The sequence below is a fragment of the Labilibaculum filiforme genome (assembly GCF_002843315.1).
GTDB lineage: Bacteria > Bacteroidota > Bacteroidia > Bacteroidales > Marinifilaceae > Labilibaculum > Labilibaculum filiforme.
In genome coordinates this window covers 26,153-51,481 of the sequence record NZ_MVDD01000009.1, presented here as the reverse complement: position 1 = coordinate 51,481, position 25,329 = coordinate 26,153, and the positions used below count along the sequence as shown (strand labels likewise).

Here is a 25,329-nt window from a genome sequence, read left to right as displayed (position 1 = left end):
TTATGGGTTTGGGGTAATTTGCTACTCGAAATTTACGATTGGTACTTTTGCCTATATTAGAGAAATATTTTTAATAAAAATGTGATTAATTTCATCATCCTCTAAGTATTCAAAATCTTCGTTGAACTCATCTTCTTCAGGTTCATTTTCAGTAGCCTGCCATATCTTTTTATAGCCACATCGGGAATAGAAAGCATTGAGTCTTTCTTGTGCTTTATCGTAATTTTTATCGTCGGTGATTCCTTCGAAACCTATGGGAAAGCTTTTCAAAACCACATAAGCACAGGTCGACTTAAAGTAGATATCTAAACTATTTAAGACATACTTACCATATCCTTTGGCTCTGTATTTTTCTTTTATCTCCAATCTATTGACAAGCAAAATATTTGAATTAAAACTATCTCCCACCAATTCTAAAACCTGATCATTAATAGTAGAATAGGTATCGTCAAATATTGCTGTACCCACCGCAAGAGATGAAGAAGAATGATCAAAGGCGTCCATTAAACTACAATGCTCGGCTTCAAAATTTAAATCATACATCTCTAAACAGATCGTTCCAATCTCGATCTCATCCATATCATAATTATCAAATTCATCATTTGAATGGATTAAGATCTTCCCCTCATAAGTCGTCATATTGGGATGAGAAGTATAATCTACATCTAACAAATGCGAAAAACGGTATTCTATTCTAACATTTTCGTCCATAACTTCAATACAATATTCTAATTGAGATGCAAAGGAAGTAAAAATCTCCGCACTCCCGCACAATTGCATCCTGTTGATACTATTCTGCATATAACTTCCCCTACTTCTCCCAAAAGCAACTACCAGTAAGCCCCTTCAGGGGTTTGGGGTAATTCATTACTGGATATTTCCTTCTTGCTACCCCTAAATCCCCTGAAGGGGACTTTTAAAAAAAATGCCTACCAGTAAGCCCCTTTAGGGGTTTGGGGTAATTCATTACTGGATATATCCTTCTTGCTACCCCTAAATCCCCTAAAGGGGACTTTAAAAAAAATGGCCATCGAATCAATCCGATGGCCATTTTAATAGTATCAATTTATGAATTATCCAGGAAATTTAGGGAATTTCTGAAAATCAGGATCCCGTTTTTCTAGGAATGCATTTTTTCCTTCCTGAGCTTCCTCCATGAGGTAATACATCATAGTTGCATCGCCTGCAAATTCCATTAATCCACGTTGTCCATCCAGCTCCGCATTTAAACCGCGCTTAATCATTCGCAGTGCCATTGGGCTGCGCATCAACATGGTTTTACACCAATCTACCGTCTCGTCTTCCAATTGCTCTAAAGGAACCACTTTGTTCACCATGCCCATTTCTTCGGCTTCCTTAGCGGTATATTGCTTGCAAAGGAACCAAATTTCGCGGGCTTTTTTCTGCCCAACGTGGCGAGCCAAATAAGAAGAACCAAAACCAGCATCGAAACTACCAACTTTAGGTCCGGTTTGTCCGAATTTCGCATTTTCCGAAGCAATCGTTAAATCGCAAACAATGTGCAATACATGTCCGCCACCAATGGCATATCCATTTACCATGGCAATAACCGGCTTGGGCATCGAACGAATCGCTTTGTGTAAATCCAGCACATTTAAACGAGGAACACCATGCTCATCGATATAACCACCCACTCCTTTTACATTTTGATCGCCACCCGAACAAAAAGCTTTATCGCCGGTTCCGGTAAAAACAATTACACCAATATCGCTGCGTTCGCGACAAATATCCATCGCATCCAACATATCGAAATTGGTTTGCGGACGAAATGCATTATAAACCTCAGGTCGATTGATTGTAATTTTTGCAATCCCTTCGAAAAAATCGAATTTAATGTCTTCGTATTCTTTAATGGTAGTCCAGGCTCTTGTTGTCATACCTTAGCTTTTATAGTTTTAAAATAATTTATTAATACTTGATCGTTCACCGTTCTAGGCGTTTTAATTTCCAGTATTGCCGCACGTTCGTTTGAAGCATAGAAATTAGGAAGTTCTCTGTTCACTTCCTCTTGATTTTCGGCCGTAAAATAATCTAACCCAAAAGTTGCTGCCAACCGATCGGCTTTATAATCCTGCACCGTCTCAAAATATTCTTCCAACTCATCCACTCCCGAAGGACCTGAAATAAACCGAAAGATTCCTCCCCCTCCATTATTGATTAAGATAATTTTAAAGTTAGGCTGCAAATATTTATTCCACAATGCATTCGAATCGTAAAAGAAACTAATGTCACCCGTTATTAAAGTCGTAATTTTCTCATTCACCAAAGCCGCACCCACTGCTGTTGATGTGCATCCATCGATACCACTGGTGCCGCGATTCGAATTGTAAGTAAGAGTAGCCGAAGTTTTAAATAACTGAGCATAACGCACTACCGAACTATTCGCCAATTGCAGATTTCCACCTTCAGGAATTGCCTGCAATATTAGCTCAAAAGCCTTTAAATCGCTCCACCCTATCTCACTTAAATAGGTAGCGTGAATATCAGAAACCTCCAAATCTCTCTGCTTCCAATATCCTGAAAAATTACTTTCGGATAGTTTTATTAAGGGCAATAATTGCTTAAAAAATGCCAATGGCGATACATCGATATGGGAAGTTAGGTTTTTAAATGTATCAATAAAATGATCCTCTTTCCCCACATACCAATGCTCTTTAGGCGGATTATTTCTTAAAAAAGTCTTAATCATTTTCGAGACCAAAGGACCACCGAAATTAATCAGTAAGTCTGGTTTAAAATGATCTAATTCCTCCTCTTTTATCGAGCAAATCACCCGATCGAGACAAGGTAAAAACTCTTTATTGTGGATATTAGCTACCGATTCACTTAAAACAATTACATTTTTATTTTGAGCCAATTCGGCAAGTAATTCATTCAATTCTTCCTGTGGATGCAACAAACCAGCCAGAATTAAAACTTTCTGATTAAAATTGACAATATCTGCAATAGAAGCAATGGTATCCAAACTTAATTCATCAACCGAATTAATTTTACCAATTACCCGCTCCATAGAATTTGGATAAGATTTCACCCCGTAAAGTGGTTCCCGCAAGGGAAAGTTGATATGAACCGGACCGAACCGACCACTTTGAGCTTTCGAAAGTGCTTCGTTCACCATTCGGTTTAAATACCAGCAATCATCCTGATTATTTGCATCCAGCGGCAGTTGATAGCTTGCTTTCACAAATTGTCCGAAAACATTTACTTGCGGCAAAGCTTGAGAATCATCTTGTCCAATCCATTCCACAGGCCGATCGGCCGAAATAACTACCAAAGGCAATCTTTGGTAAAACGCTTCGGCAACAGCTGGTCCGTAGTTCAGCAAAGCTGTACCCGAAGTGCAAACCAAGCCAACTGGTTTTCTTGTTTGCTGTGCAATACCAAGAGCGAAATATCCTGCACTTCTCTCGTCAACCACTACCAGACTATTAATCCGATCGTCTTTTGCAAAAGAAATACTTAATGGTGCGTTGCGGGAGCCAGGCGAAACAATCACGTATTTCATTCCCTTCGCCCAACAGATATCAATCAACTCCTTAACTCCTTTAATATCCGAGTAATTACGCTCCATATAATCTATTTTTCTTTATTGATATGAAAATTTTCAAAAGCAACAAATTGCATTTTGAAGTTATATTCGTTCAAATTTAAACTAATTTATTGGGCTTCCCTTAGGAACGAATCACATTCAGTAAGGTTTGAGCTTTTAAACAGGTTTCTTCCCATTCCTTATCGGGAAGCGAATCTGCTGTAATTCCTCCACCAACAAAAAGAGCCATCTGATTTTCAAGCACCTTCATGCTTCGCAGATTTACAAAAAGAGAAATAGATCCGTTCGATTCAATAGGTCCCAAATATCCCGCATAATACTCTCTGTCGTGTTGTTCAACTTCTCTAATTAACTCCAAAGCCTTAATTTTAGGCAAACCGCAAACCGCAGGCGTAGGATGAAGATCCTGCACCAGACTCGAAAGTTGAGGAAAACTCATTTTTCCCGACAAAAGATAAGTTGTTTTTAAATGAACCACATTTCCTGCTTGAGAGCTTACTGGACCAGTTCGCTTGTAGTCGCGAACATTATGTTGTGCCAAAACTTCTTCGATATAAGAACTTACGAAAGCTTGCTCTTTAACATCTTTATCCTCCCATTTAACTTGAGACATCAATCTATCTGAAAGCTTTTGTGTACCTGCCAAAGCAACCGTTTCGACTTCACTATTTTTTGAAGATAGTAAGGTTTCGGGACTAGCTCCAATCCACGTTCCCACATTTGGTATCGCAACCAGAAATACAAATGCAGAATGATAAGCTTCCGACAATTTCAGAAAAGATTCTACCGCATCATTCAATCCCATTCCCTCCAAAATTTGAACTCGGGAAAGTATTACCTTATTTAACTTGCCGTTTTTCAAATCCTTAATCATTTCAGTAACCTGGTTAAAATACAAAGTAGATGCACTTTCCAACATCACCTCTTTAGGCAATTCCTCCTCCTTTTTAAGCTGATAAGCCTCTAATAATGGAATAGAATTTGATTTTATTTCGGAAGCTTGTAAACTAATGTCGCTTCTTATCAACCACGATTTATGCCTGCTTTCACTATCAAAAGGAGAAAAAACAAATCCATTTACCGCATCCAATTCCGATAAAACCTGATAATCTTTCAAATCCAAATCGGTTTGAACTCCAATTTGAATTCTTCCAGTTTCGGGCAACTGATAAGCAAAAAAAGGAAAATTATTCTGCAAACAATAGCTTAAGAAAGACGACACATCATTTCTATTTTCCACCATTCTGTTTTTTTAAAATCACATTGGTAATTCGGCAAACCGAAATCAATTTTTCTTGTTCATTAAGAATATTCACCTCTACAATATGAGTCAATCCGCCTTTATGAATAAAATGTGCTTTTGCTGTAATTGTTCCCGTGCGTATACTTCGAATATGATTGGCATTTATTTCCATGCCTTTCACATCATAATTATTCATATCCGTTTTAATTACCGACAATGCGCTTCCAACCGATTCGGCCAAAGCAAGAGTTGCACCTCCATGAAGAATTTTCATAGGTTGCCAGTGCTTAGACGTTACCTCCATTTCGGCAACTAAGTAATTTTCGCCTACTTCGGTATAAATTATTCCTAAGTGCTCCATTAAAGTATCCGAGCACATTTTATTCAATGCATTAAGTGCATTCTGTTCGTTAATCATTCTACAAAAATAATATAATCTGCAATTAGAAAAAACCTAAGGAAAGCTTTCCCTGATTAATATTCCACCTAAGGTAAAAAGGAAAAAACAGCGCACAAAAAAAGCTCAACATTACATTGAGCTTTACTAAGGAAAAATATCTTATTCTGATTAGTTAATTTTAACATTAACTGCATTTATTCCTTTTTTTCCTTCAACAACATCAAAAGTTACTGAATCATCTTGATCAATTTTGTCAATTAATCCTGTTACGTGAACAAAGATGTCTTCTCCTGTTTCGCTGTTCTTAATGAATCCAAATCCCTTAGATTCGTTAAAAAATTTTACTGTACCTGTAGGCATTACTTAAAAAATTTTAGATTATTATGAAGTAAATGTACGTAATTTGAATTAATCTCAAAATTATTCCCTGAAAAAATTAAAAGATATTTGCTTTGGTCTATCTAACTATATTACAACACCTCCACAACCTATTCTATTATTTTTTTCATTAAAATACGAATCATTTTTGTTCTCTTAAAAAAAACACCTACATTCGAAAGCCAGAAACACAAAAGAAAATGAGTCGGAAATTTAATTTTAATAATCTTTTCAATAATTCAATGAATAATTATTCGTTGAAAACGGGAAGCTTATAGAATTAATCAAAATATTTAATCGTTAAGCCTTCCCAATTGGGAAGGCTTTTTTTTTGCCCTGATTATGAAAAAACAATTTCAAAATAATAAGAATAATAATAATTCTCCTCCAGGGTGAGAAAGGATATTGTTATGCATATTTCAGCCTTTCTCCCCTAAGAGAAAGGCTTTTTTTTTGAATCAATTTAAATAGAGGAAAATTCCTCACTATCAAAAACTTTAATCAAATGAAAAATTTATTTATTCCAAAAGATTACAAAAGTTCCTTGGATCTTGAAGCGACAGAAAAAGCAATTAAATTTATTAAAGATCAATTTCAATTGCACTTAGCTGCCGAATTAAAATTACGAAGAGTAACGGCACCAATGATTGTTTTAAAAGGAACCGGGTTGAATGATGATTTAAATGGAATTGAACGTCCGGTAGCATTTCCAATAAAAGGCTTAGCAGACCAGACCGCTGAAGTTGTTCACTCTCTTGCAAAGTGGAAACGCTATATGCTTGGCAAATTGGACATTCCAGCAGGAAAAGGCTTATACACAGACATGAATGCACTTCGTCCGGATGAAGTTTTTACCAATATTCATTCTATTTATGTGGATCAATGGGATTGGGAAAAAGCAATTACAAAAGCCGAACGAAACCTTGATTTTCTAAAAAGAACCGTAAAGCAAATATATGCTTCCCTAAAAAAAACGGAATATATCTTAAGTGAGTATTACTCTCCGCTTCAGCCTAGTTTACCCGAAGAAATTACATTTATTCATACCGAAGATCTACTGGCGAAATACCCTCATCTTAATTCAAAAGAAAGAGAAACTGAAATTACCAAAGAATTTGGCGCTGTATTTATTATTGGAATTGGAGGCGAACTTGCAAACGGAGAACCTCATGACGGCAGAGCTCCCGATTACGACGATTGGACAACAGCCAGTGCAATTGGATATCATGGTTTAAATGGTGACATTTTACTTTGGAATCCTATTTTGGAACAAGCTTTCGAAATATCTTCGATGGGAATTCGGGTAGATGAAGAAGCATTAAAATTACAGTTGAAAATTTCCGGAGAAGAAAAAAGAAAGGACCTCATGTTTCACAAAAAACTATTAGCAGGAAAACTTCCCTACTCAATTGGTGGTGGAATTGGTCAGTCAAGATTGTGTATGTTTCTGCTGAGAAAAGCTCATATCGGCGAAGTACAATCAAGCATTTGGCCCGATGAATTAAGAGATGCCAGTAAAAAAGCAGGCATTATCTTTTTATAAAAAAAATCTTAATTTTTAAAAGAGGGTGTCCAAAAAGGAATATTCAGTTTCGAATTTACCTATTGAGCGATCCCGATAGCCATCGGGATCAGAATGACAGTGGAACGATATTTTTTGGACACCCTCTTTACATATTCCTTCAAACAAAATTGAAATTTTCTTATCTTTAAATAAATGTATTACCACACAAAAAAAGTCACTAATCAAACATTTATTCTATGAAAATTTTACTTTACATTTTACTTGCAATTGGAGTCCTTGTAACTATCCTTCATTTTATAGCTCCTAAAACCTATCATGTGGAACGAAAAATTGTTGTTGTTACAAATATCGATAGTGTTTTTAAAAGTCTGTGTTCCCTTAAAGATCAACAAGCATGGTCGCCATGGGGAAGTAAAGATCCTGACATAATTGTTGATTACAAAGGAAATGATGGTGAAATTGGCTCCATTTCGCATTGGGTAGGAAATAGTGAAGTTGGAGAAGGGGAACAGGAAATTACGAAAATAGAACCAAGTTCTTATATTGAAACAGAACTTCGCTTTCTAAAACCATTTAAATCGACCAGTACAGGTTTTTTTGCAATTAAACAAGTTGATGAAGGAACTGAAGTTACATGGGGATTTAAAGGAAACAATACTTTTCCAACTACTTTAATGATGGTATTTATGGATCTGGAAAAATCCATTGGTCCCGATTTCGAAAAAGGCATGTTGGATTTTAAATCATTCATTGAAAAATAAATTCCTAAAATCTACCTGAATAAACAATTATTCTCACAATAGGTACTCCCAATCTATCGTAACCAAACAAATTACTATGAAAATGAAAACTAATAATCGATGAAAACACTCCAAAAATCAGCCATTATCCTACTTACCGTATTTCTTGCCTTTGTTATTCTTGGATTTTTTCTGAACAAACAAGAATATCAATTAGAAACTGAAATTAATCGTCCGGTAAGTGAAGTTTTCCAACTATTTAATGATCGAGATCTACTTTCGGAATGGTTAACTGAAGTAAAAAGTTTTGAAACCATTACTGAAACAGAGAATAAAATTGGCAGTAAGTACAAGATGATGATTGATAATGATGGTAAAATTGTTGAATTAATTGAAACACTTACCGCCTACAAAGAAAATGAAATGATAGAAATGGATTTTGTGGCAAACTGGATGCATAAATCCAATCGTTTTACTTTCGAAAAATCAGACAAAGGCACTAGATTAATTGCAAAATACTCTATTGAAGGCACTAATCCATTTGCAAAATCCTTATTCTTATTTTTCACCAAAAGCTTTCAGGGAATTGATTCGAACAATTTGGACCGTTTTAAAACTTTTGCAGAAAAACGAGCTTTTTTTATGGAGCAAAAAAATGAAATAGAAATTATTAATTAAAAGCCAGAACACTATGAAAACTAACATGGGTAAAATAGATCGATTAATAAGAATTATTGTTGGACTTGTTTTAATTGCTCTATACTTCACCGATATTATTTCCGGAACTATTGGAATTATAGCTTTAGTAATTGCCGGTATGTTTATACTTACTAGTATATTAGGAAATTGTCCTCCTTACGGACTATTTGGTATCAACACGTGCAAAGTTAAGGAACCTAAGTAATAAGAGTATTTTCTAAAATACACATCCTCGAAGAGAAATCTTTGAGGATTTTTTATGAGGTTTATTTCGCAAGTAATTCATCTCTTATTTATACCCAATAAGCTTTATAACAGCTTGAAAAACATCAATTTCTTGCGTATATTTAAAGATATAATTCCCTAATAATGTATGGAATTAAAGGTTATTCAAGCTAAAATTCCCAATTAAGATGAGAAAAGAGAGAATAGCTTATTGTGGAGTCAATTGCTCTAACTGTCCGGCATATGTTGCTACTCTAAAGGGACAGGAAAATGTTCGGATTAAAATTGCTGCATTATGGTCCGATAAAGAAAACCAATACGATGCCTGTGAAATTAGTTGCAAAGGATGCCATGAACCTTGGGGGAAAAAATTTCGCCACTGTGCCGAATGTAAAGTGAGAGCTTGTGCTCGTAAAAAATTAATTGCTACCTGTGCCGAGTGCTCCGAATATCCATGTAATCAACTAAAAGAACTCTTAGAAACTCTGAATAATAAAATTGTACGAGCCAATTTAGATGAGCTAAGATGCAACAATAAAGCAGGCTAATTTCCGCTTCAATTCCTTAACAAATAACAATACTCTTATTTTTTTTAGTCTAAAACTGAAGAGAAAACTCCGTTAACCGTCCTGGTTTCGAACGAGCAGCTATTGTACCTCCATGCAAGCGCATAATTTGTCGGGAAAGACTTAAACCTATGCCCGACCCCTTTTCTTTCGTAGTGAAAAATGGAGTAAAAATAGTATCTATCACATCATCGGGAATTCCCATACCATTGTCCCTAATAATAATAAAATTAACCGGGTTTCCCTGTCCGGTGGAAATCGAAATGGATTTTGATTCTGTACTTTTTAGTGCTTCAATCGAATTGCGAATTAAATTAATCAGCACCTGCGAAATTAATTTTTCATCAGCAATTAACTCTTGATCGGATCCATACATATGAGTTGTGAATTCAATTTTTTCGGATGTAAACTCCTCTTTAAATAAAGTATCGATATGAGAAAACAATTTCTCAACAGAGAATAGTTCAAAATGCGGTTTTGGTAGCTGCGTTAAATTCTTGTACTCATCTACAAAAGCAATTAAACCTTTACTCCTTTTACGAATGGTTTTCAAGCCCATTAATGTATTCGAAATAGCACCTTCGCTCAACAATTCCTTACAAGCCTGATCGCCATTTTTCTCGTACAAATCGATTAAACTTCCCGATAGCATAGAAATAGGACTCACCGAATTCATTATTTCGTGAGTAAATACACGAATTAATTTATGCATTGCATCCATTTCGCCCTGATCAATCGCATTTTTTATATCCTGAAAAGCAATTAGTTTAATACAGTCCTCCTCCAAACGAAAATCGACTGCCTTTACTGCCAATTTTAAAATTCGATTTTTCACCAAATATTTTTGCAGTTTTTGAGTCCCCGTTTTCACTCTAAACAAAAAGTCAGGAAATTCTCCATCGATACTATTCAATTCGGAAATATTCTGAAATTCTTTCACCAAAAAAAGTTCCTTAAAAGCTTTATTACACAATCGCACATTGCCCTTATGGTCGAAAGCCAGCAATCCAATTCCGACCAATTCTATTGCATTTTGAAAGAATATAAAATCTTTCTCCTTTTCGATTTTCACTTTCCCAAAAGCGTTGATAATACCATTAAAACTTTGATGCAGATTTTGAAACGTTTTATCTTTTTTATGCTGATTGAATACCAATGTAGAATCCTGATATTGGAAAGCGGTAAAAAATCGAGCTAAATCGCGATTTGTTTTGTTGATGTACCAGATTAAAAACACAATTTGTATCGCCCATAAAAATAAAAGACTATAGGTAGTAACCACCATATATTCCTTGGAAAATACCAGCCAAAATAAAACAGGCGTAAGAGCTAATAAAATGATTTGAACAATTATCCAAACATAGAATCTTTTATAAATCATACTTTTTAATTTTATCGTATAATGTAGACCGGTTTATCCCCAACTCTTTTGCCGCAAGACTCATATTCCCACCCGTATGCCTTATTGCTTTCTCCACCAAAAACTTCTCATTGTCTGTCAAATTAAAACTATCCACTATCTTTTTTGATCCTTGCAAATCCGCTCCAATTACAAACCTTCGTTTCCTGAATTAATGTCTGCTTTAAAATTCATATCCAACAAATAAACATCGTAATCCTGCCCTTCCAGTTACGAAAGCAATTGATTGGAATTCTTAATGGTGTCGATTTTTGCGAAATAAGAGTGCAAAAACAGTTGTAAGGCAAACAATAACTCCTCATTATCATCTATTATTAAAAGCTTCCCTTTTCCTGCCATTCTTCAATAGTTTAAATTCTTTGGTTAAAATAATCATATTGTTGTGAATATCGACAAGCTATGTTGGAAAATCCAACACTCTATTTATAGTAAAGCTCCTAAAGTCCTGTTAATCTGATAAAGATAAAACTGGCACAATACTTGGTTTTTGAAACTTGAATCCTAGAAATCTAACAAAATGATAAAAACAGAAGCCATTACAAAAATATTCAGAACAGAGGAAGTAGAAACTTCTGCTTTACAACAAATTACTATTCTGGAAAGCGGCCAATCAGAATCCTGTCGAATCCTTAAGAAGCGAATAAAGATTATTTTAAAATCTATTATAGAAAAGGAGCAGAGCCAATTTCGGTACTGCTCCTTTATTTATGGGGAAAACACATCTATTTTCTTCCTATTACAAGCCTAAGGTTTTCCGACGACGGAAAACTATAGACTTATGGCGGAATACTTCAGACTTATGGCGGAATGTCTCAGACTTGTGGCGGAAAACTATAGACTTATGCCGGAACACCTCAGACTTGTGGCGGAATGCTTCAGACTTATAGTACAGAACAATAGACTTTCAACAACCCCACTCAAGTCTAACAATTAAACTACTACGACTAAAAACCATTCTTTCACCATCTATACAAAACCTTCTGTTTTCGAAACTTAGAGCTCCAATTGTTTCGTATTTACAGTAAAGCTTCTGCTACTTCAAAAACAGCATCAATATTGTGTTCATCTATAGGTGTTGCTCCTTTATGATATCCTAATTCCGTTAAGCGCAAATGTGTGAACCCTCTAATTCCTTTTTCAAACATCATCAATTTACCACAATCTTTAGGACAACCATCAATCACTATAATTTTTGCTCCCCGAACGGAATCTATTAACTCAGGAATTCCTGCTCCTACAAAGGCCAAACATTTCATTTGTGCCTTTCCATCTCGTTGCAGTTTTCGTGCCACTAAGTCGCTTAATTCACCAACATCAGCAGCTCCTGAGCATGCGAAAACAACTTTGGTACTTTTCTCATCACATTCACTTAATTTAGTTCCCATGGCGTTTCAATGATTAAAAATTTACTTCTCACAAAATCTTTATCTTAAATGTTTTTAAATCAGAAATAAACAGTTTTAAAAAATAGTTCAGATACAATATTGAATTCACTTTTTATCACCTAATCAATAATTTGAATATCAATACGTTTCACCTCATCCAGCAATATCAAGGGAAAGCCCTTTAACTCTACCGAATAAGCATAATAACCTACTGTATCCGAATAGAAATCTCGAGTAAATCCCCCTTTTCGCTCACAAGTAAACTCATGAATTACACCTCCCTTTTCATCAAAAAGCGTAACAAAATAATCGTATAAATGAAAATCCAAATTTGATCTTAGAAGCACTTCCTTTCTAATCGCACTACGTTTGGTTTCTATCAATTTACTTTTACTAATAAATTGCAAAAAATACCTCTCATAATAAGCATATTCATTATCGTCATCCTTATCGTAATGTTTTGTTACATTTTGTTTCAGAATAATTTGATTTGTTAGCTCTATAGGTTGAGTTGCCGACGTAATTTCAAAATTACTTACAACTGCACCTAATTTCTCCGAAATAGTTTGAGATTTAGCTCCTATTACAACAAATAGGAGCAAAATGGTCATTATTTTTTTCATGTGATTATAATTTCAAGTTTTTGCCATATGGAACTCCCAAATCACAGTCATTCTCTTGTATGTAATCCTTTTTACATGCTCGTTTCATATTCATAGCCTTCAATTACAATATACTATTCTTTATATTTTTACAAATCCGTTCAAAAACTTCATCAACCCCGCCTACACCATCTATTTTTAAAACACCGTGCAGTTGATTGTATTTTTCAATTACCGGCACCGTTTTTATTTCATGTTCCTGCAGTCGCTTCACAATTTTAGAGGTATTACTGTCGTAAGGCATACAACGATCTGTTTTACTCCTTTTATCCAAACGGCTAATTAATTCTAAAGTAGGCACTTCAATTTCGATAATTTGAGAAATAGCAGAACCGTGTTTTTTCAGCAAACCATCTAAAATGTACGACTGAACCAATGTGCGCGGAAATCCTTTAAAAATAAAGCCATTCACGCCCTTTGAATTTGCAATTTTCTTTTCGATTAGTTGCACCACGATCTCATCGGGAACCAATTCTCCATTTTCATACAAATCGATAATTCGTTTTCCTATTTCGCTGCCTTTCTGAATTTCCTGATCGAGCATTTGCCCGGTGGCAACATATTCCAACTCGTATTTTTTGGCCAAAGCAATTCCCAAAGAACCTCTTCCCGACCCTGGATATCCAAACAATACTAAATTGAACAGACTCTTACTTAATTCCGTTTTTATTATTTGCTCGATGTTTCCATTCACCTTCTCGATAGATTGATCGCCCTGCAATCCAAAATACACTCCTTTATCTTTATAAAACTGTAACACCGGAAGTGTTTTTTCATTGTACTCCTTCAGTCGGTTCCGAATCACAATTTCGTTATCGTCGGTTCTGCCTGAAGTTTTTCCTCTATCCATTAATCGCGATACCGAAACTTCCTCTTCCACTTCCAGACTAATTAAACAATTTAAGGAAGTATTCAGCTTTATCATTAACCCTTCCAAAATATACGCCTGAATGTAGGTTCTTGGAAAACCATCGAATAAAAATCCGTTAGAATCAGGATTTTCAGTTATTGTTTTTTCAATGATTTGAACAATAATCTCATCGGAAACCAAACCTCCCGAGGCAATAATACTTTGCGCTTCGAGACCTAATTTAGTCTTATTCGCAATCTCTTTTCGCAACAAATCGCCAGTAGATATATAAAAAAGGTTGTACTTTTTAATGAGAAACTCGGATTGAGTGCCTTTACCAGCACCCGGGGGACCAAACAATGCAATATTCAGCATATAAAATATATTAAGAGTATAATTTATTGAATGACTTCAAAGTCTTGATTTATTCTACAATGTAATACATAAACTAATTAAGATCAAGATATATTCCTATTTATCTCCTTCTGATTTTATTGATAGAAGATGATCTAAAAGGATGTAGCTCCGCAAACGCCATACATCAAACTTGCAGTTATGGAGACAAAAAATAACTAAAACCTTGAAATTACCGCCAAAGAAAAGTCCGATTCAATACAGATGACCTTTACGAGTCAACAACTGGAATTTATCCATCCTGCTGGTATTGGTACCGACAGGAAAGAATACTCCTGTGCGAACTGCTGCGCCTATCTTCATCCATAAATTGAACATCCGAAACTATTCTATTTGGAATTGTTTTAATTAAAGAAGATATTCGTATTTGAATTTGAACAGAACATAGAAATGAAAGGAAATAGACTGAGTGGTTCGGAACTGCACGAATTGGGAATTAAGTGGGTTTACAAACATATAAAAGAGGAGTTTAAAATATTGTCGGTGAATATTGAATTTGAAAAAAACCCTCAAATTTTAGCTACAAAAGATGATGAATTACATTTTATTGTGGTGAAAACCAGTACCTATCCAGATATTGGTTCCCTATCATCTTCTGCTGCCGAAGAAATTATCCAACATGCCGATAAACACAAGGCTAAAATTTTATTTGCGCATGTTGGTGTTGCTAATGCAGATACTCAAGATGAAAATGAAATGCAACATCCAACGAAAGGTGGTCAATATTACATCAACTATACCGGTTTAAGTATTCAGCCAAACATATTACAGAATCCAAATAGTTAAATAACAGACGAATGAAAAAGGATTTTAAGAAACTGAGACATGAATATATTGAGGGAACTCTAAATGAATCGGATATGCACTCCAATCCATTTATTCAGTTCCAAACTTGGTTTAAACAGGCGGTAAACTTAGAACTTCCGGATGCCAACGCTATGACATTAGCCACCGTTTCTTCCGACAATAGAGCTTCGGCAAGAATTCTACTTTTAAAAGAATACAATGAAAAAGGCTTCTGTTTTTTCACCAATTACAATAGTCGAAAAGGAATCGATATTAAAGGAAATCCATCGGGTGCCTTGGTGTTTTTCTGGCCGGAATTAGAAAGACAGGTTCGCATTGAAGGAAAAATTGAAAAATTAGAAGCTCATTTATCGGATGAATATTTTTTCGAAAGACCTATTGGCAGCCGAACAGCTGCTTCCATATCTCCACAAAGTAATGAAATTGAAAGTAGGGAAGTTTTAACTCAAATGGTTGAAAAATTTGTTGCCGAAAATGGCACTCAATTTTCCAGACCAGATTTCTGGGGAGGCTATCGTCTTATTCCTGATCTATTTGAATTTTGGCAAGGACGAGAGAACCGATTAAATGACCGGATTGAATACAATTTCAAAAATAAAATTTGGACTTCGAGAAGGCTTGCTCCATAAAAACCACACTTTTATCAACAATTATACTGCTTTTATACAAAAATCTAAAAAAAAATACTTTTTCAGGGTTACCTTTTTATTAAAATAAGAACTAAAGGGTAGAAACAATGTCCGTTGTTTCTATTCAGAAATATGTATGTAGTTAAAAACACCTCCTTTTTGTTGTAAAGGAGGTGCTTTTTTTATAACCTATACCTATCCGCAGTAGCAATCGGTAAAAAATTATCATAAATCATACAAACGTCTTGAGAAAATATAGTTGCAATTCTTGCTAAATCAGTAATATTAGTTTGCGACAAACTTTGTAAATCGGAGGTTTTAATATCGTTACGAACCAAAACAAAAGCAATTGCTGCATTTACAGTATCGCCCGCTCCAACCGTACTAACAGGATTTATTGCTGGGACTTCAAAAACATATTTTTCCTGATTATAAATCGCCAAACCCTTTTTATTTGCCGTATAGATCAGCGTTGCATCCGAAAAAGATTTCATCCACTGATAAGCCTGATCTGAACTCTCCATTTTACAAATCAGCTCAAAATCCTCATTCGAAGCTTTTACGACATTTGCCAAGGCCATATTCTCTTTTATATAAGGCAAAACTTCCTGCAACATAGGTAAATGCTGTGTTCTAAAATTTGGATCGTAAATAATTAAAGCTCCTCTCTCCTTACATTCCTGTAAAAATTCCGTTAAAGAAGTACGAAACTCCTTTTTAACTGCTAAAAAAGATCCGAAAAGAATAATATCATCCTTTCGAACATCCTTCGGAAATACGATGGTGTCGGGAAGTCCTTTTCGAGTTTTATAAAAAGAATAATCTGCATTTTTATTTTCATCCAGAAATGCCAAAGCCAAATTAGAATTCGTATCTGAGAAATAGGATATATGTTTAATATCTACACCATTTTCCAATAAAAATTTTTTAATTTGTTTTCCAACCCTATCTGTTCCCAACTCGCTAATTAAAGAAACATTAACCCCTAACCGCCCTAATGAAACCGATGAATTTAGGAAAGAACCACCTGGTTTTGCTTCTACGGGAGAGTCGTTTTCAAAAAACAAATCCAAAACACAATCGCCTATGGTATATACTTTTCTCATCTATATTTTTCTGTTAGATATATTTTCTGATTAAGGTGGACAAGATACAAATTCAATCTCCAATATGAGCTTCGAAAGCCAGCAAACAGATTCCATAAAATAGAAAAACATTATTTCCATTTAGAGTTGTCCAATTCAAAAATCAAATAACTAATAATTAATTGCTGATGAGCAAAAAATAATCATCAATTAGTTATGAAGAGTTTCAAAAATTATATAATTTAGAACAGTTCTAAATTACGGGAAAACCTTCATAGTTAAAACGTTTTCGCTTCGTACAATTAAGGCCTGTATGAAAAAGTAAGGTTAAATTGAATAGAGCTTAACGATAGTAAGGTTTATGCGAATTTTTACAACAAGAAAAAATAAGTAAATTTGGTTTCGTCATTCCCTAAGCAAAAAATAAATTGGAGACATATGCAAAGTAACAACCCAAGCAAAATTGAAATTAAATCGAAGGAGTCTAAAATTGATCAAAAAGATTTGATTCGTTATATCAACCTTCAGCTGGCAGCGATGGGTCAGCCTATTTTTACAGAAAACTTCGAAGAAGAAAAAAACCAATTATCCGACCCAAAATTTATTAAGCTAACCGATAGTTTAATAAAAAATTATCGTGCCCAAGCACGATTATTGGCGGATCATTTATGTCCGGTAGATCAACGTATCCAAAACTTCTTAAACGAGTATTTGGAAGATGTTGAAACAGAAGTTGCAAAACTTCCTAGTTCGACCTTTATTCTTGATCAACCCGGAATAGCCAGAGAACTAAGTCTTCCTCCAGACAAAGATGAACACATTACAGACTTACTAAGCTCTTACAGAATAAAACAAGGAGTACTGCACAATCCAAAACACGACAGAAGAACTACAAGCGGTTCTTTTCATATCGTAGGAGGAAGTTTGCCAGTACCTTTAGATAAAATTGAGTTGCCTAAAAAAGCATTTGGTAAATTTTTACAAGCCGCTTTTTCGCCTAGCTCAGAATTGAAACAAATTCCATTTACAGCAACCCAAGAAAAGAAAGCCGAAATAATGGTTTCTCTTTTACTACGTCCGATAGTATGTCCGGAAGTAAAAGGAATCATCAGTCAAAAATCGATGGAAGTTCGCTTCTTTGCTCCTGGCAGCTTAGTAAGTAACTTGGATTTTGTTGAATCCATTTTTGGAAATGCCGGCGACCCTAACCAACCTGCTAATGATGCTGGTTTGGATATTGAACACTGGACCGGTCATACCGGATGTATTGTTTTGGCTCCTCAATTATTAGAACTAAAGAAAAAAGATCTTGGTTTACCTCATTACGACGATGCTACCGAGCGCGAAAGAAATGATGGCGTTTGCTGGAAAGATGAAAATGAGTTGTACAACAATGGAAATGCATTTAAGCTAACCTGCCGCAGCGAAAAAGGCATCGTAATTACCTTAATTGCAGACAACTACTTTGGATATTCTAAAAAAGAAATTAAAACTCAAATTAGTTACTCGGCTAACCTTTACGGTTTAGCTGAAGAAGAACATTCGGGTGGTGCTATTGCATTTCCACGTAAAAATTTGGGAGATAGCTTTAGTGGAGCTCTTTTCATGAAAAACGTATTGAAAAAACAATACAGTTACGATGAAATGGCGAAACAATATGGCGAAACAATGGAATTGCATCCTGAGGGTTTTGCTATTGATAAGGAGAATCCAAACATCTATTACATTAACGAAAATTCCAATGTCGATCTTTATAAAAGCACAATAAGCTGGACCAAAGATGGAAAAGAGCAATCTATTCGTTTAGTTCCAGGTCATTTCTATGTGCATCCATCCGGATACAAATTGCATATGGAAAAACATCCAACTGCCCCATCGTGGAGATTGGTGAGTACCTTTGCAGAAGGTACATTCTGCCACAAACCATGTACCGTATCTGGTGGTGGAAAGTCAGAAATTTCAAAATCCTTACTTAATGCAATTTTATATAGCTCTTTCTATATCCAAGACATGGAAAAAGATTTTAATCTTGCTGATAAAGTAATTAATCACGATTATACAAAACGTTGGAATGATGCTCCAAACAGAACTGTTCCTGCCAGATCTCTTTTAAGTTCGGATCGATCATTAGGCTCGGTGGTAAAATTGTTAACTCCATCGAAATATTATACAACAGAATATAATGAATTTTTAAATTCCATTCCTGATCATGTGAAAGCATTGGTTCTTTTTGTGAAGAGATTCTATCGTCCGGAAAGAACAGACAGTAGCTGGAGAGATTATTTCTCGGTGGATGTTATTAATGGCAGAAAAGGTCACGAATTACTATTCAACAATCGTAAAATTGTAGCCAGTTACCTACGAGTAGGTTTTGCCGGCGATAAATCGTGGTATTTGAATAAACTTCGTCAGGATTTTATTGCGGCAGCCAAAATACAAATGGAGGATGATATTACAGCTTCTGTTGTGCTTCCTGCAAGTCGCTTGAATTTCCTAAATGAATCTTACGACAATAAGAGTGTTAAGATTACTACCAATTGCGAGAAACGCTTTTTCCAGCGTCCTGATGAAGCAGTTCACCGAGGATACGATAAGGAAGCAGAAGCAGATCTTTCGATGAGAAATAACTTTACATCGAACTACGAGCCTCTTACCCGCGAAGATGGTAAGGAATTGTTAGCCGATGCAATTGGTTTCGATTTGTATACAAAACCAATTAAGGAAATTATTCGTCAAGGAGCCGAGAGCAAGAAGTCGAACTACTTTATTTCCCCATCTCACACTCGAATTGTAGACGGAAAACCATCTCAAAATCCACGTTACCTGCAAATTAGACCAGACTTGGTAAATCCTGTTGATGATCGTTTGGCCGAAATTGGTATTCGTTTAGCCAGAAGAATTCCTTTGGATCAACCAGTGCATCATCCAGTAAATGCAGTTTTACCCGGACGTAGAAATAACCCTGCCGATAAAGCAGCAGGTATTCGTGCATTGAGTGTTTATAATCCAGTTCACTATCAGGAATTGCCTGAATTGTTTATGGATTTTATTTGTAGTTTGACTGGAAAATCTCCTTCAACTACCGGAGCAGGTTCCGAAGGCGCTTTAACAAAAGGACCTTTTAATATGTTGTCTCCAACCACCGATTTGAATAATGCTTTGCTTTCTTATATCCTTACCGGATATCAAGGATTCTCATCAGCAGCAGGTCACGTAGGAACAGAGAACAGATTCGATCATGATGTTTCCTTATTGATTCCAGAACTTTGGTGTCGATTGAAAGAAGAAAATCGCGATCCTAAACTATTAATTCAGGAAGGTTCTCTTGAGAAACTATCTGATTTTGAATACGAAGGCGAGAAAATTCATGCCAGTCGTTTAGGATATCGTATCACCGAAGAGTTCCTTTTCCGTTATATGAACCGTATTTTTGATGAGCCCCAGAATGTTTTCAATGAAAGAATGTTGAAACCTGAAATTCAGGATATGGAAGCTTATGCAGATGGAATCAAGAATATTGTAGAAGCACAGAAAAAAGTTGCAATCAACTACTTTAAAGACAATAGTGTTTCGGCAGCGATACCGCCATTGCAAATTCTTTTAAGTATTATGGCATATGGTGAGTATGAAGGGAAAGAAATCAGTGATCCTGAATTACGTAAGCAATTCGACCGCGATTTAGTAATTAACTCTTCATGGTACAAAGCTCGTTTGAAAAATAAGCAACAAATAGATATCAATTTCTATACCAAGCAAATTGTTTACTTAGAAGCTTTCATGGCCAATAAGATAAATGCGGAATGGAATGGCGAGTTGCACTTGGAAGAACGTTTGTTAAAAGCTAAACAAGAGCTGAAACATGTTAAAACAGAAGAATATCTACAAGGATTAGTAGGTACAATTGGGGCAGATCCTTTATTTAAAGCCTAAGCCAAATTCGATAAAAATAATAGGGAACTCTTTTAGAGTTCCCTTTTTTTATGCGATGAATAAAAAAATTAATGCCCGTGATATAGGGGAATCACGGGCAACAATTCTAAAGGGTTAATTAACCTACTAACCAGTCTTTCGACTGAACCTTTACGAGGTACTACCTCTCAGTAATAACCCGCTAATAAAGATAAAAAAAATATTCAAATATTTTAACATTTTGTAACATTTCCCTCTCTTTAAACTAATTCCAAACACTTCATAATAATAAATTACAATACAAAATGAATAGAAGTAATTGTTTTAATCAGTAAGCAGTAGGCATTTTAATAAAATACAATAATTATGAAAGTCAGTAAAATAAATACATATGCAATATGCCTGCTGCATATAATATAAAAAAAGCTCCGATTAATAATCGGAGCTAAATAAAAAATTAAGGAACAAATTTGTTTCTTAACCATTAAAATTGAAAAACAGGCTTTCTAAATTAATTTTATATTCTTAGAAAGAATATTTAACGTACACCCCTGAACGGGTACTTGCAACCTCATCTGAGTCGGCAACCTTACCGTTAATTTGAGTTGTTCCGTAAGCTGCAGCAGTATAAAGAACTTGTGCACCAATCATGAATTTTCCAGAATAAAATTCAATTCTTGGACCAACCTGATATGCATAATCGATATCTCCACCACGGCTATACAAACCAACAATACTACCACCATCCATTGCTAAATTGTCATCAGCACCTAAGTTTTTGGTATAACCTGCAAATAATCCGTAACGCACATTACCTGTTGTTGTATGTACATCGGACCAAATAGATGATGTCTTAATATTGGTATATTCGTAATCGCCATTCGCTTTTACATTTTTAACACCATAACCACCCAACATTACAAAATTGTACATGTTCTGTCCATAAATTGTTTGTACGTTCCAAACCAATTTCTCTGTTTTAACAGTCATCCAAGCGTTCATTTGGAAGCTGCTCAACATTTCGTCGGTTTTTAAACCTGCTGAATTTACAACCATAGGCTTCAAAAATTTATAACCTGCTGTTGCACCCAAAGTAAATCCTTTTGCAAAATCGTACTTCACCTGTGCTGAAAATTCAGGAATACCAGCTTGCTGAACATACTCAACACTAGCACCATTAGGCCCCGTTGATTTAGCATCCATTTCGGATAATGCAGCAATAAATGCATAACCTTTATCGCCTAATTTACGGGTATATCTGAACTGAGGAGCTCTTGCCAATACATGAAATGGCAATCCTGCATTCCAATGCAATACATCAGGATAACATGAAGTTACAAACATTGGATGCCAAGTTTTACCCAATAAAATCTGATCTTTTTCCCAATCTAATTTAACGAATGCATGTCTTAAACGAAACAATCCTGTTGTTCCGTTAGTTGTGCTCACAAAGTCACCTTCAACTGTGGCCGATCCTTTAGCTCCGAAAGCTTCAAAACCAGAAACACCAACACTTAATCTTGAATCAACAGTCGTCATAAACAATTCAGAACGGTCATTTATATCTTCTCCATTAGCGTCATACAATTTTGCCGCCGGGTAAAGAAGTACATCCCCTTCACGTGCACTAACTGTCTTTCTTGAATCAAATAATCCTTGAGCTGATACAAAACCACTCAATTTAACTTTTACCTCATCAGCTTTTTGAGCCATGCCAACTAAAGGCAGAAGTCCTAGGAACATCAAAAATACTTTTTTCATCTTAATTTTGGGTTTTTAAAATTGAAACAAAACATGATCATTCTACTCGTTCGAAGCACAATCTCTAAATAAAAGATCATGACTGTTTCCATCATAGTGATTATTAACTTTTATTTTCTTTTAGCAGTAGTTGCCCTATCCACCAAATAAACAATTGATTGATAAGAAACTCCACTATTTAGGGTCAATCCTATTTCGCAAGTTCTACTGGTTGAATAACCATGCTTTACTTCGGCCGGATGCTGAATTTTAAGATCCCGCAATCCATGATCATTCAATTCGGAGTGAGTAAAACCTCTATCGCCAGCAAAGCCACAACAGTTAGTGTCTGGTTTCACCACATTTTTAGCACAAAGTTTAGCCAAATCGACTAATTTATCTTCCACACCTAATTTTTTAGCAGAACAGACAGCAAATACCGAAACGGTTTCGTCCACTGGTTTAAAATTCAAATGATCTTTTAAGTGATCCATGATAAATTCAATTGGTTCGTACAATTTTAAGCGCGATTCCATATTTTCTTTCATGGTATACAAGCAAGGACTCATGTCGCAAAGAATGGGATACTCTCCGTTATTGCTTGCTTTTTTTAGAGCAGCCTCCAAACTGTTAGACTTCTTCATTCCAGCTTCTTTAAAGCCTTTACTCAAGAATGCCATGCCACAGCAATGATTGTTTAAATCCTCAGGATAGATAATTTCATATCCCGCCTTTTGAATCAACAACTCCATTTTAATGGTTAAAGCAACTTTCTCGTCGTAATCTTTCGATGTTCCCATACTGCGATTAATACAAGAAGGAAAGTAAACTACTTTTTTAGGATTGCTTTTATTTACAGCAGGAGGTACAATTTTAGGTGCTCCTTTTGGAAATGCTTTGGTCCAACGAGGAATTGTATTCCCCGATAAAGTACGCATACCACCGGCAATACCACCCATCAATCCCGATCCTAAAATTGAATGAAAGAAATTAACGGTATTTAATCCTGCCTTTGCATAAGACTGCACTTTATCCATATTATCGGCACACCACATGGCATATTTCTTTGCTTTTGGCGATGCATCATCGGCCCGAAGATCTTTCACCAATTTTCCGGTATCAATCTTTACCGGACAACTTAGTGCACACAAGCTATCGGTAGCGCACATTTGTAAGGCTTCGTAGTCGAATTGTTTCACCATACTTGCTAACACGTGAGGAGTCTCTCCGGAGGCTTTCAAACGAGTAATTTCGCGATAGGCAGCAATTCTTTGGCGAGGGCTTAAAGTAAGGTTGTGCGAAACACAAGCTGGCTCGCAAAATCCACACTCCATGCACTGATCAATTTTCTCATGAGCAGCTGGCAGAGGTTTTAAATCCTTTAAGTGTGCTTGTTTATCGGTATTTAGGATAACTCCTGGATTAATTAGAAAATGAGGATCGAAAATCGCCTTAATTTTCTTCATCAAATTATAGGCATCGGTACCCCACTCCATTTCCACATAAGGAGCCATGTTTCGTCCGGTTCCGTGCTCTGCTTTCAAAGCACCATCGTAGCGTCCTACCACCAAATCGGCCAATTCATCCATGAATTTTGCATAACGATCGATTTCCGACTGCGTTCCAAAATCCTGAGTAAACACAAAATGTAAATTTCCTTCCAAAGCGTGACCAAAAATCACCGCTTCCGAATACTTGTATTTTTTAAACAAATCCTGAAGATCTAAAGTAGCCTCGGCCAACTTAGGTACAGGAAAGCAAACATCTTCGATAATAACCGTTGTGCCCACCTTTCGCATACCGCCAACCGTTGGCAGCAAACCTTTGCGGATTTTCCAAAGCATCGCAAATTCAGCAGGAACATCAGTAAACTCGATAGGAATTTCGACAGGAATCTCGTGAACTGCTTTTTTAATAATTGTAATTTGCTCCTCTAATTTATTAGCATCCTCGGCTCTGGTTTCCACCAAAATTGCAGATGCACCTTCCGAGAGCGTTTTTAAATAAGCAGGAACCCCATCGTCGTTCTCTACGGAACGCAATGCCGCTCTATCCATTAATTCGACCGCAGCAACCGGCTTCGATTTTAAAATAGAAACCGCTCTGCAAGCCTTCTCAATATCTGGATAAACCATTAAAGAACTAGCCTTAAACTTGTGTTCAATTACAGTTCGGTACACTACCTCAGAAATAAATCCGAGCGTTCCCTCCGAACCAATCATAAGATGCGTTAAAATATCAATTGGATCCTTATAATCCACCAAAGCATTCAGACTGTAACCAGTCGTATTCTTCATTTTGAATTTTTCACGAATCCGGGCATCCAAAGTCTTATTATCCCGAACCTCTTTTGCCAATTGCGCAATACTCTTTAGCATATCTAAATGAGTATTTTTAAAGGAAGCAATACTATCCTTACAAGAAGTATCCAAAACGGTTCCATCGTGCAAAATAACACGAATAGAATCGATGGTTTTATATGAATTTTCAGAAGTTCCACAGCACATTCCCGATGCATTATTGGCAGCAATACCACCAATCATAGCTGCATTAATAGAAGCCGGATCGGGTCCAATTTTCTTTCCATAACGTGCCAGTAAAGCATTTGCACGAGCCCCGGTAATACCAGGTTGCAAACGAATTTTCTCCCCTTTATCGAGTATGGTATGCTTTTTCCAATGCTCTCCTGCTACTACTAAAACCGAATCGCTAATTGCCTGTCCCGATAAACTAGTTCCTGCGGCACGATAAGTAACCGGAAGATTTAGATCGTGACATTCCCGCATGATTAAACTAACCTCTTCCTCACTTTTCGACTTTACAACCAGTTTGGGTATTAGTCGGTAAAAGCTTGCATCGGTTCCCCACGCAAGCGTATGAAGAGGGTCGTGAAACATCCTATTTTTATCGATTGTTTTCAGTAATCGTTCATGTAAAATTTTATATTCTCCTGTCAGCATATTTTTTTTATTTCAATTATCAAATATGAACTAAACTATCCTTCCCAAAATCTTTCTACAAGCTAAAAAGGTAATCAAGCCTCTCTTCTCTTTTCCTTTTCAGCCCGTAAAAAAATTCAAT

Annotated in this window: 23 protein-coding genes; 8 read left to right on the top strand and 15 right to left on the bottom strand. The window is 35.8% G+C overall.

The annotated features are described in order from the left end of the window. Nucleotides 1-51 precede the first annotated feature (51 nt). The 6 genes from BZG02_RS13080 to BZG02_RS13055 all read right to left on the bottom strand — a co-directional run bounded on the left by BZG02_RS13080 (nucleotide 52) and on the right by BZG02_RS13055 (nucleotide 5,574). Nucleotides 52-801 carry a hypothetical protein gene (locus tag BZG02_RS13080; RefSeq protein ID WP_143470468.1) on the bottom strand — a complete coding sequence of 250 codons (750 nt, stop codon included), beginning with the start codon at nucleotides 799-801 and terminating at the stop codon, nucleotides 52-54. A 272-nt stretch (nucleotides 802-1,073) separates the two neighbouring features. Then, nucleotides 1,074-1,898: a 1,4-dihydroxy-2-naphthoyl-CoA synthase gene (gene menB, locus BZG02_RS13075; protein WP_101261889.1), complete on the bottom strand. Its 825-nt coding sequence runs from the start codon at nucleotides 1,896-1,898 to the stop codon at nucleotides 1,074-1,076. Continuing rightward, nucleotides 1,895-3,592 carry a 2-succinyl-5-enolpyruvyl-6-hydroxy-3-cyclohexene-1-carboxylic-acid synthase gene (menD, locus tag BZG02_RS13070; protein ID WP_101261888.1) on the bottom strand — a complete coding sequence of 566 codons (1,698 nt, stop codon included), beginning with the start codon at nucleotides 3,590-3,592 and terminating at the stop codon, nucleotides 1,895-1,897. The genes menB and menD overlap by 4 nt, the downstream gene beginning before the upstream one ends. Nucleotides 3,593-3,692: 100 nt before the next feature. Next, nucleotides 3,693-4,814 (bottom strand): isochorismate synthase, encoded by a 1,122-nt coding sequence (locus BZG02_RS13065; RefSeq protein WP_101261887.1) that lies wholly within the window; start codon nucleotides 4,812-4,814, stop codon nucleotides 3,693-3,695. Then, a complete protein-coding gene (locus BZG02_RS13060) occupies nucleotides 4,801-5,232 on the bottom strand; it encodes a PaaI family thioesterase (RefSeq protein ID WP_101261886.1) in 432 nt (143 codons plus the stop codon). Before BZG02_RS13060 ends, BZG02_RS13065 begins: the two co-directional genes overlap by 14 nt. A gap of 150 nt (nucleotides 5,233-5,382) precedes the next feature. After that, nucleotides 5,383-5,574, bottom strand: a complete 192-nt coding sequence (locus BZG02_RS13055) for a cold-shock protein (RefSeq protein WP_101261885.1) — start codon at nucleotides 5,572-5,574, stop codon at nucleotides 5,383-5,385. Nucleotides 5,575-6,097: 523 nt separating this feature from the next. Here BZG02_RS13055 and asnA point away from each other — a divergent pair. The 5 genes from asnA (at nucleotide 6,098) to BZG02_RS13030 (ending at nucleotide 9,329) form a co-directional block, all read left to right on the top strand. Next, nucleotides 6,098-7,135, top strand: a complete 1,038-nt coding sequence (gene asnA / locus BZG02_RS13050) for an aspartate--ammonia ligase (protein ID WP_101261884.1) — start codon at nucleotides 6,098-6,100, stop codon at nucleotides 7,133-7,135. A 218-nt stretch (nucleotides 7,136-7,353) separates the two neighbouring features. Further along, on the top strand, nucleotides 7,354-7,878 hold the full coding sequence (locus tag BZG02_RS13045) for an SRPBCC family protein (RefSeq protein WP_101261883.1): 525 nt from the start codon (nucleotides 7,354-7,356) through the stop codon (nucleotides 7,876-7,878). A gap of 99 nt (nucleotides 7,879-7,977) precedes the next feature. Next, complete coding sequence (locus BZG02_RS13040; protein WP_101261882.1) at nucleotides 7,978-8,535, top strand: SRPBCC family protein; 558 nt, start codon at nucleotides 7,978-7,980, stop codon at nucleotides 8,533-8,535. Between the two features lie 13 nt (nucleotides 8,536-8,548). Next, a complete protein-coding gene (locus BZG02_RS13035) occupies nucleotides 8,549-8,761 on the top strand; it encodes a YgaP family membrane protein (protein ID WP_101261881.1) in 213 nt (70 codons plus the stop codon). A 208-nt stretch (nucleotides 8,762-8,969) separates the two neighbouring features. Then, entirely contained in the window at nucleotides 8,970-9,329 is a 360-nt protein-coding gene (locus tag BZG02_RS13030) for a DUF3795 domain-containing protein (RefSeq protein ID WP_101261880.1), read from the top strand. Between the two features lie 49 nt (nucleotides 9,330-9,378). On the opposite strand, the gene BZG02_RS13025 is transcribed toward BZG02_RS13030, so the two are convergent. From BZG02_RS13025 to BZG02_RS13000, 6 genes are all read right to left on the bottom strand, one after another. After that, nucleotides 9,379-10,728, bottom strand: a complete 1,350-nt coding sequence (locus tag BZG02_RS13025; protein ID WP_101261879.1) for a sensor histidine kinase — start codon at nucleotides 10,726-10,728, stop codon at nucleotides 9,379-9,381. Further along, on the bottom strand, nucleotides 10,718-10,792 hold the full coding sequence (locus BZG02_RS21350; RefSeq protein WP_425432623.1) for a helix-turn-helix domain-containing protein: 75 nt from the start codon (nucleotides 10,790-10,792) through the stop codon (nucleotides 10,718-10,720). Before BZG02_RS21350 ends, BZG02_RS13025 begins: the two co-directional genes overlap by 11 nt. A gap of 185 nt (nucleotides 10,793-10,977) precedes the next feature. After that, nucleotides 10,978-11,106: a hypothetical protein gene (locus BZG02_RS21210; RefSeq protein ID WP_281253689.1), complete on the bottom strand. Its 129-nt coding sequence runs from the start codon at nucleotides 11,104-11,106 to the stop codon at nucleotides 10,978-10,980. Nucleotides 11,107-11,783: 677 nt separating this feature from the next. Further along, complete coding sequence (locus BZG02_RS13010; RefSeq protein ID WP_101261876.1) at nucleotides 11,784-12,152, bottom strand: putative zinc-binding protein; 369 nt, start codon at nucleotides 12,150-12,152, stop codon at nucleotides 11,784-11,786. A 119-nt stretch (nucleotides 12,153-12,271) separates the two neighbouring features. Beyond that, the gene (locus tag BZG02_RS13005; RefSeq protein WP_101261875.1) at nucleotides 12,272-12,775 is read right to left on the bottom strand and encodes a hypothetical protein; all 504 of its coding nucleotides are present in this window, start codon (nucleotides 12,773-12,775) and stop codon (nucleotides 12,272-12,274) included. A 103-nt stretch (nucleotides 12,776-12,878) separates the two neighbouring features. Beyond that, a complete protein-coding gene (locus BZG02_RS13000; protein WP_101261874.1) occupies nucleotides 12,879-14,039 on the bottom strand; it encodes an adenylate kinase in 1,161 nt (386 codons plus the stop codon). A gap of 429 nt (nucleotides 14,040-14,468) precedes the next feature. Here BZG02_RS13000 and BZG02_RS12995 point away from each other — a divergent pair, with 429 nt between their 5' ends. Continuing rightward, nucleotides 14,469-14,864, top strand: coding sequence for a hypothetical protein (locus BZG02_RS12995; RefSeq protein WP_101261873.1), 396 nt, complete (start codon nucleotides 14,469-14,471; stop codon nucleotides 14,862-14,864). Nucleotides 14,865-14,875: 11 nt separating this feature from the next. Beyond that, entirely contained in the window at nucleotides 14,876-15,514 is a 639-nt protein-coding gene (pdxH, locus tag BZG02_RS12990) for a pyridoxamine 5'-phosphate oxidase (RefSeq protein ID WP_101261872.1), read from the top strand. Between the two features lie 182 nt (nucleotides 15,515-15,696). Here the strand turns inward: pdxH and BZG02_RS12985 are convergent, their stop codons facing one another. Further along, entirely contained in the window at nucleotides 15,697-16,620 is a 924-nt protein-coding gene (locus BZG02_RS12985; RefSeq protein WP_101261871.1) for a PfkB family carbohydrate kinase, read from the bottom strand. Between the two features lie 417 nt (nucleotides 16,621-17,037). Between BZG02_RS12985 and BZG02_RS12980 the strand changes: the two genes are divergently transcribed. Continuing rightward, nucleotides 17,038-20,529 carry a PPi-type phosphoenolpyruvate carboxykinase family protein gene (locus BZG02_RS12980; RefSeq protein ID WP_101261870.1) on the top strand — a complete coding sequence of 1,164 codons (3,492 nt, stop codon included), beginning with the start codon at nucleotides 17,038-17,040 and terminating at the stop codon, nucleotides 20,527-20,529. 504 nt (nucleotides 20,530-21,033) lie between these two features. Here the strand turns inward: BZG02_RS12980 and BZG02_RS12975 are convergent. After that, the gene (locus BZG02_RS12975) at nucleotides 21,034-22,269 is read right to left on the bottom strand and encodes a hypothetical protein (protein WP_101261869.1); all 1,236 of its coding nucleotides are present in this window, start codon (nucleotides 22,267-22,269) and stop codon (nucleotides 21,034-21,036) included. 110 nt (nucleotides 22,270-22,379) lie between these two features. Continuing rightward, complete coding sequence (locus tag BZG02_RS12970) at nucleotides 22,380-25,208, bottom strand: FAD-binding and (Fe-S)-binding domain-containing protein (RefSeq protein ID WP_101261868.1); 2,829 nt, start codon at nucleotides 25,206-25,208, stop codon at nucleotides 22,380-22,382. Nucleotides 25,209-25,329: the final 121 nt, after the last annotated feature.

Excerpts from the sequence above, each read along its gene's own strand:
- BZG02_RS13010 (WP_101261876.1), bottom strand. The coding sequence starts at position 12,152 with ATGGGAACTAAATTAAGTGAATGTGATGAGAAAAGTACCAAAGTTGTT.
- menD (WP_101261888.1), bottom strand. The coding sequence starts at position 3,592 with ATGGAGCGTAATTACTCGGATATTAAAGGAGTTAAGGAGTTGATTGAT.
- BZG02_RS21210 (WP_281253689.1), bottom strand. The coding sequence starts at position 11,106 with ATGGCAGGAAAAGGGAAGCTTTTAATAATAGATGATAATGAGGAGTTA.
- BZG02_RS13025 (WP_101261879.1), bottom strand. The coding sequence starts at position 10,728 with ATGATTTATAAAAGATTCTATGTTTGGATAATTGTTCAAATCATTTTA.
- BZG02_RS13060 (WP_101261886.1), bottom strand. The coding sequence starts at position 5,232 with ATGATTAACGAACAGAATGCACTTAATGCATTGAATAAAATGTGCTCG.
- BZG02_RS12980 (WP_101261870.1), top strand. The coding sequence starts at position 17,038 with ATGCAAAGTAACAACCCAAGCAAAATTGAAATTAAATCGAAGGAGTCT.
- BZG02_RS12975 (WP_101261869.1), bottom strand. The coding sequence starts at position 22,269 with ATGAAAAAAGTATTTTTGATGTTCCTAGGACTTCTGCCTTTAGTTGGC.
- asnA (WP_101261884.1), top strand. The coding sequence starts at position 6,098 with ATGAAAAATTTATTTATTCCAAAAGATTACAAAAGTTCCTTGGATCTT.
- BZG02_RS13005 (WP_101261875.1), bottom strand. The coding sequence starts at position 12,775 with ATGAAAAAAATAATGACCATTTTGCTCCTATTTGTTGTAATAGGAGCT.
- menB (WP_101261889.1), bottom strand. The coding sequence starts at position 1,898 with ATGACAACAAGAGCCTGGACTACCATTAAAGAATACGAAGACATTAAA.
- BZG02_RS13040 (WP_101261882.1), top strand. The coding sequence starts at position 7,978 with ATGAAAACACTCCAAAAATCAGCCATTATCCTACTTACCGTATTTCTT.
- BZG02_RS13055 (WP_101261885.1), bottom strand. The coding sequence starts at position 5,574 with ATGCCTACAGGTACAGTAAAATTTTTTAACGAATCTAAGGGATTTGGA.
- BZG02_RS13065 (WP_101261887.1), bottom strand. The coding sequence starts at position 4,814 with ATGGTGGAAAATAGAAATGATGTGTCGTCTTTCTTAAGCTATTGTTTG.
- BZG02_RS12985 (WP_101261871.1), bottom strand. The coding sequence starts at position 16,620 with ATGAGAAAAGTATATACCATAGGCGATTGTGTTTTGGATTTGTTTTTT.
- BZG02_RS13030 (WP_101261880.1), top strand. The coding sequence starts at position 8,970 with ATGAGAAAAGAGAGAATAGCTTATTGTGGAGTCAATTGCTCTAACTGT.
- pdxH (WP_101261872.1), top strand. The coding sequence starts at position 14,876 with ATGAAAAAGGATTTTAAGAAACTGAGACATGAATATATTGAGGGAACT.
- BZG02_RS13035 (WP_101261881.1), top strand. The coding sequence starts at position 8,549 with ATGAAAACTAACATGGGTAAAATAGATCGATTAATAAGAATTATTGTT.
- BZG02_RS13080 (WP_143470468.1), bottom strand. The coding sequence starts at position 801 with ATGCAGAATAGTATCAACAGGATGCAATTGTGCGGGAGTGCGGAGATT.
- BZG02_RS13000 (WP_101261874.1), bottom strand. The coding sequence starts at position 14,039 with ATGCTGAATATTGCATTGTTTGGTCCCCCGGGTGCTGGTAAAGGCACT.
- BZG02_RS12995 (WP_101261873.1), top strand. The coding sequence starts at position 14,469 with ATGAAAGGAAATAGACTGAGTGGTTCGGAACTGCACGAATTGGGAATT.
- BZG02_RS12970 (WP_101261868.1), bottom strand. The coding sequence starts at position 25,208 with ATGCTGACAGGAGAATATAAAATTTTACATGAACGATTACTGAAAACA.
- BZG02_RS13045 (WP_101261883.1), top strand. The coding sequence starts at position 7,354 with ATGAAAATTTTACTTTACATTTTACTTGCAATTGGAGTCCTTGTAACT.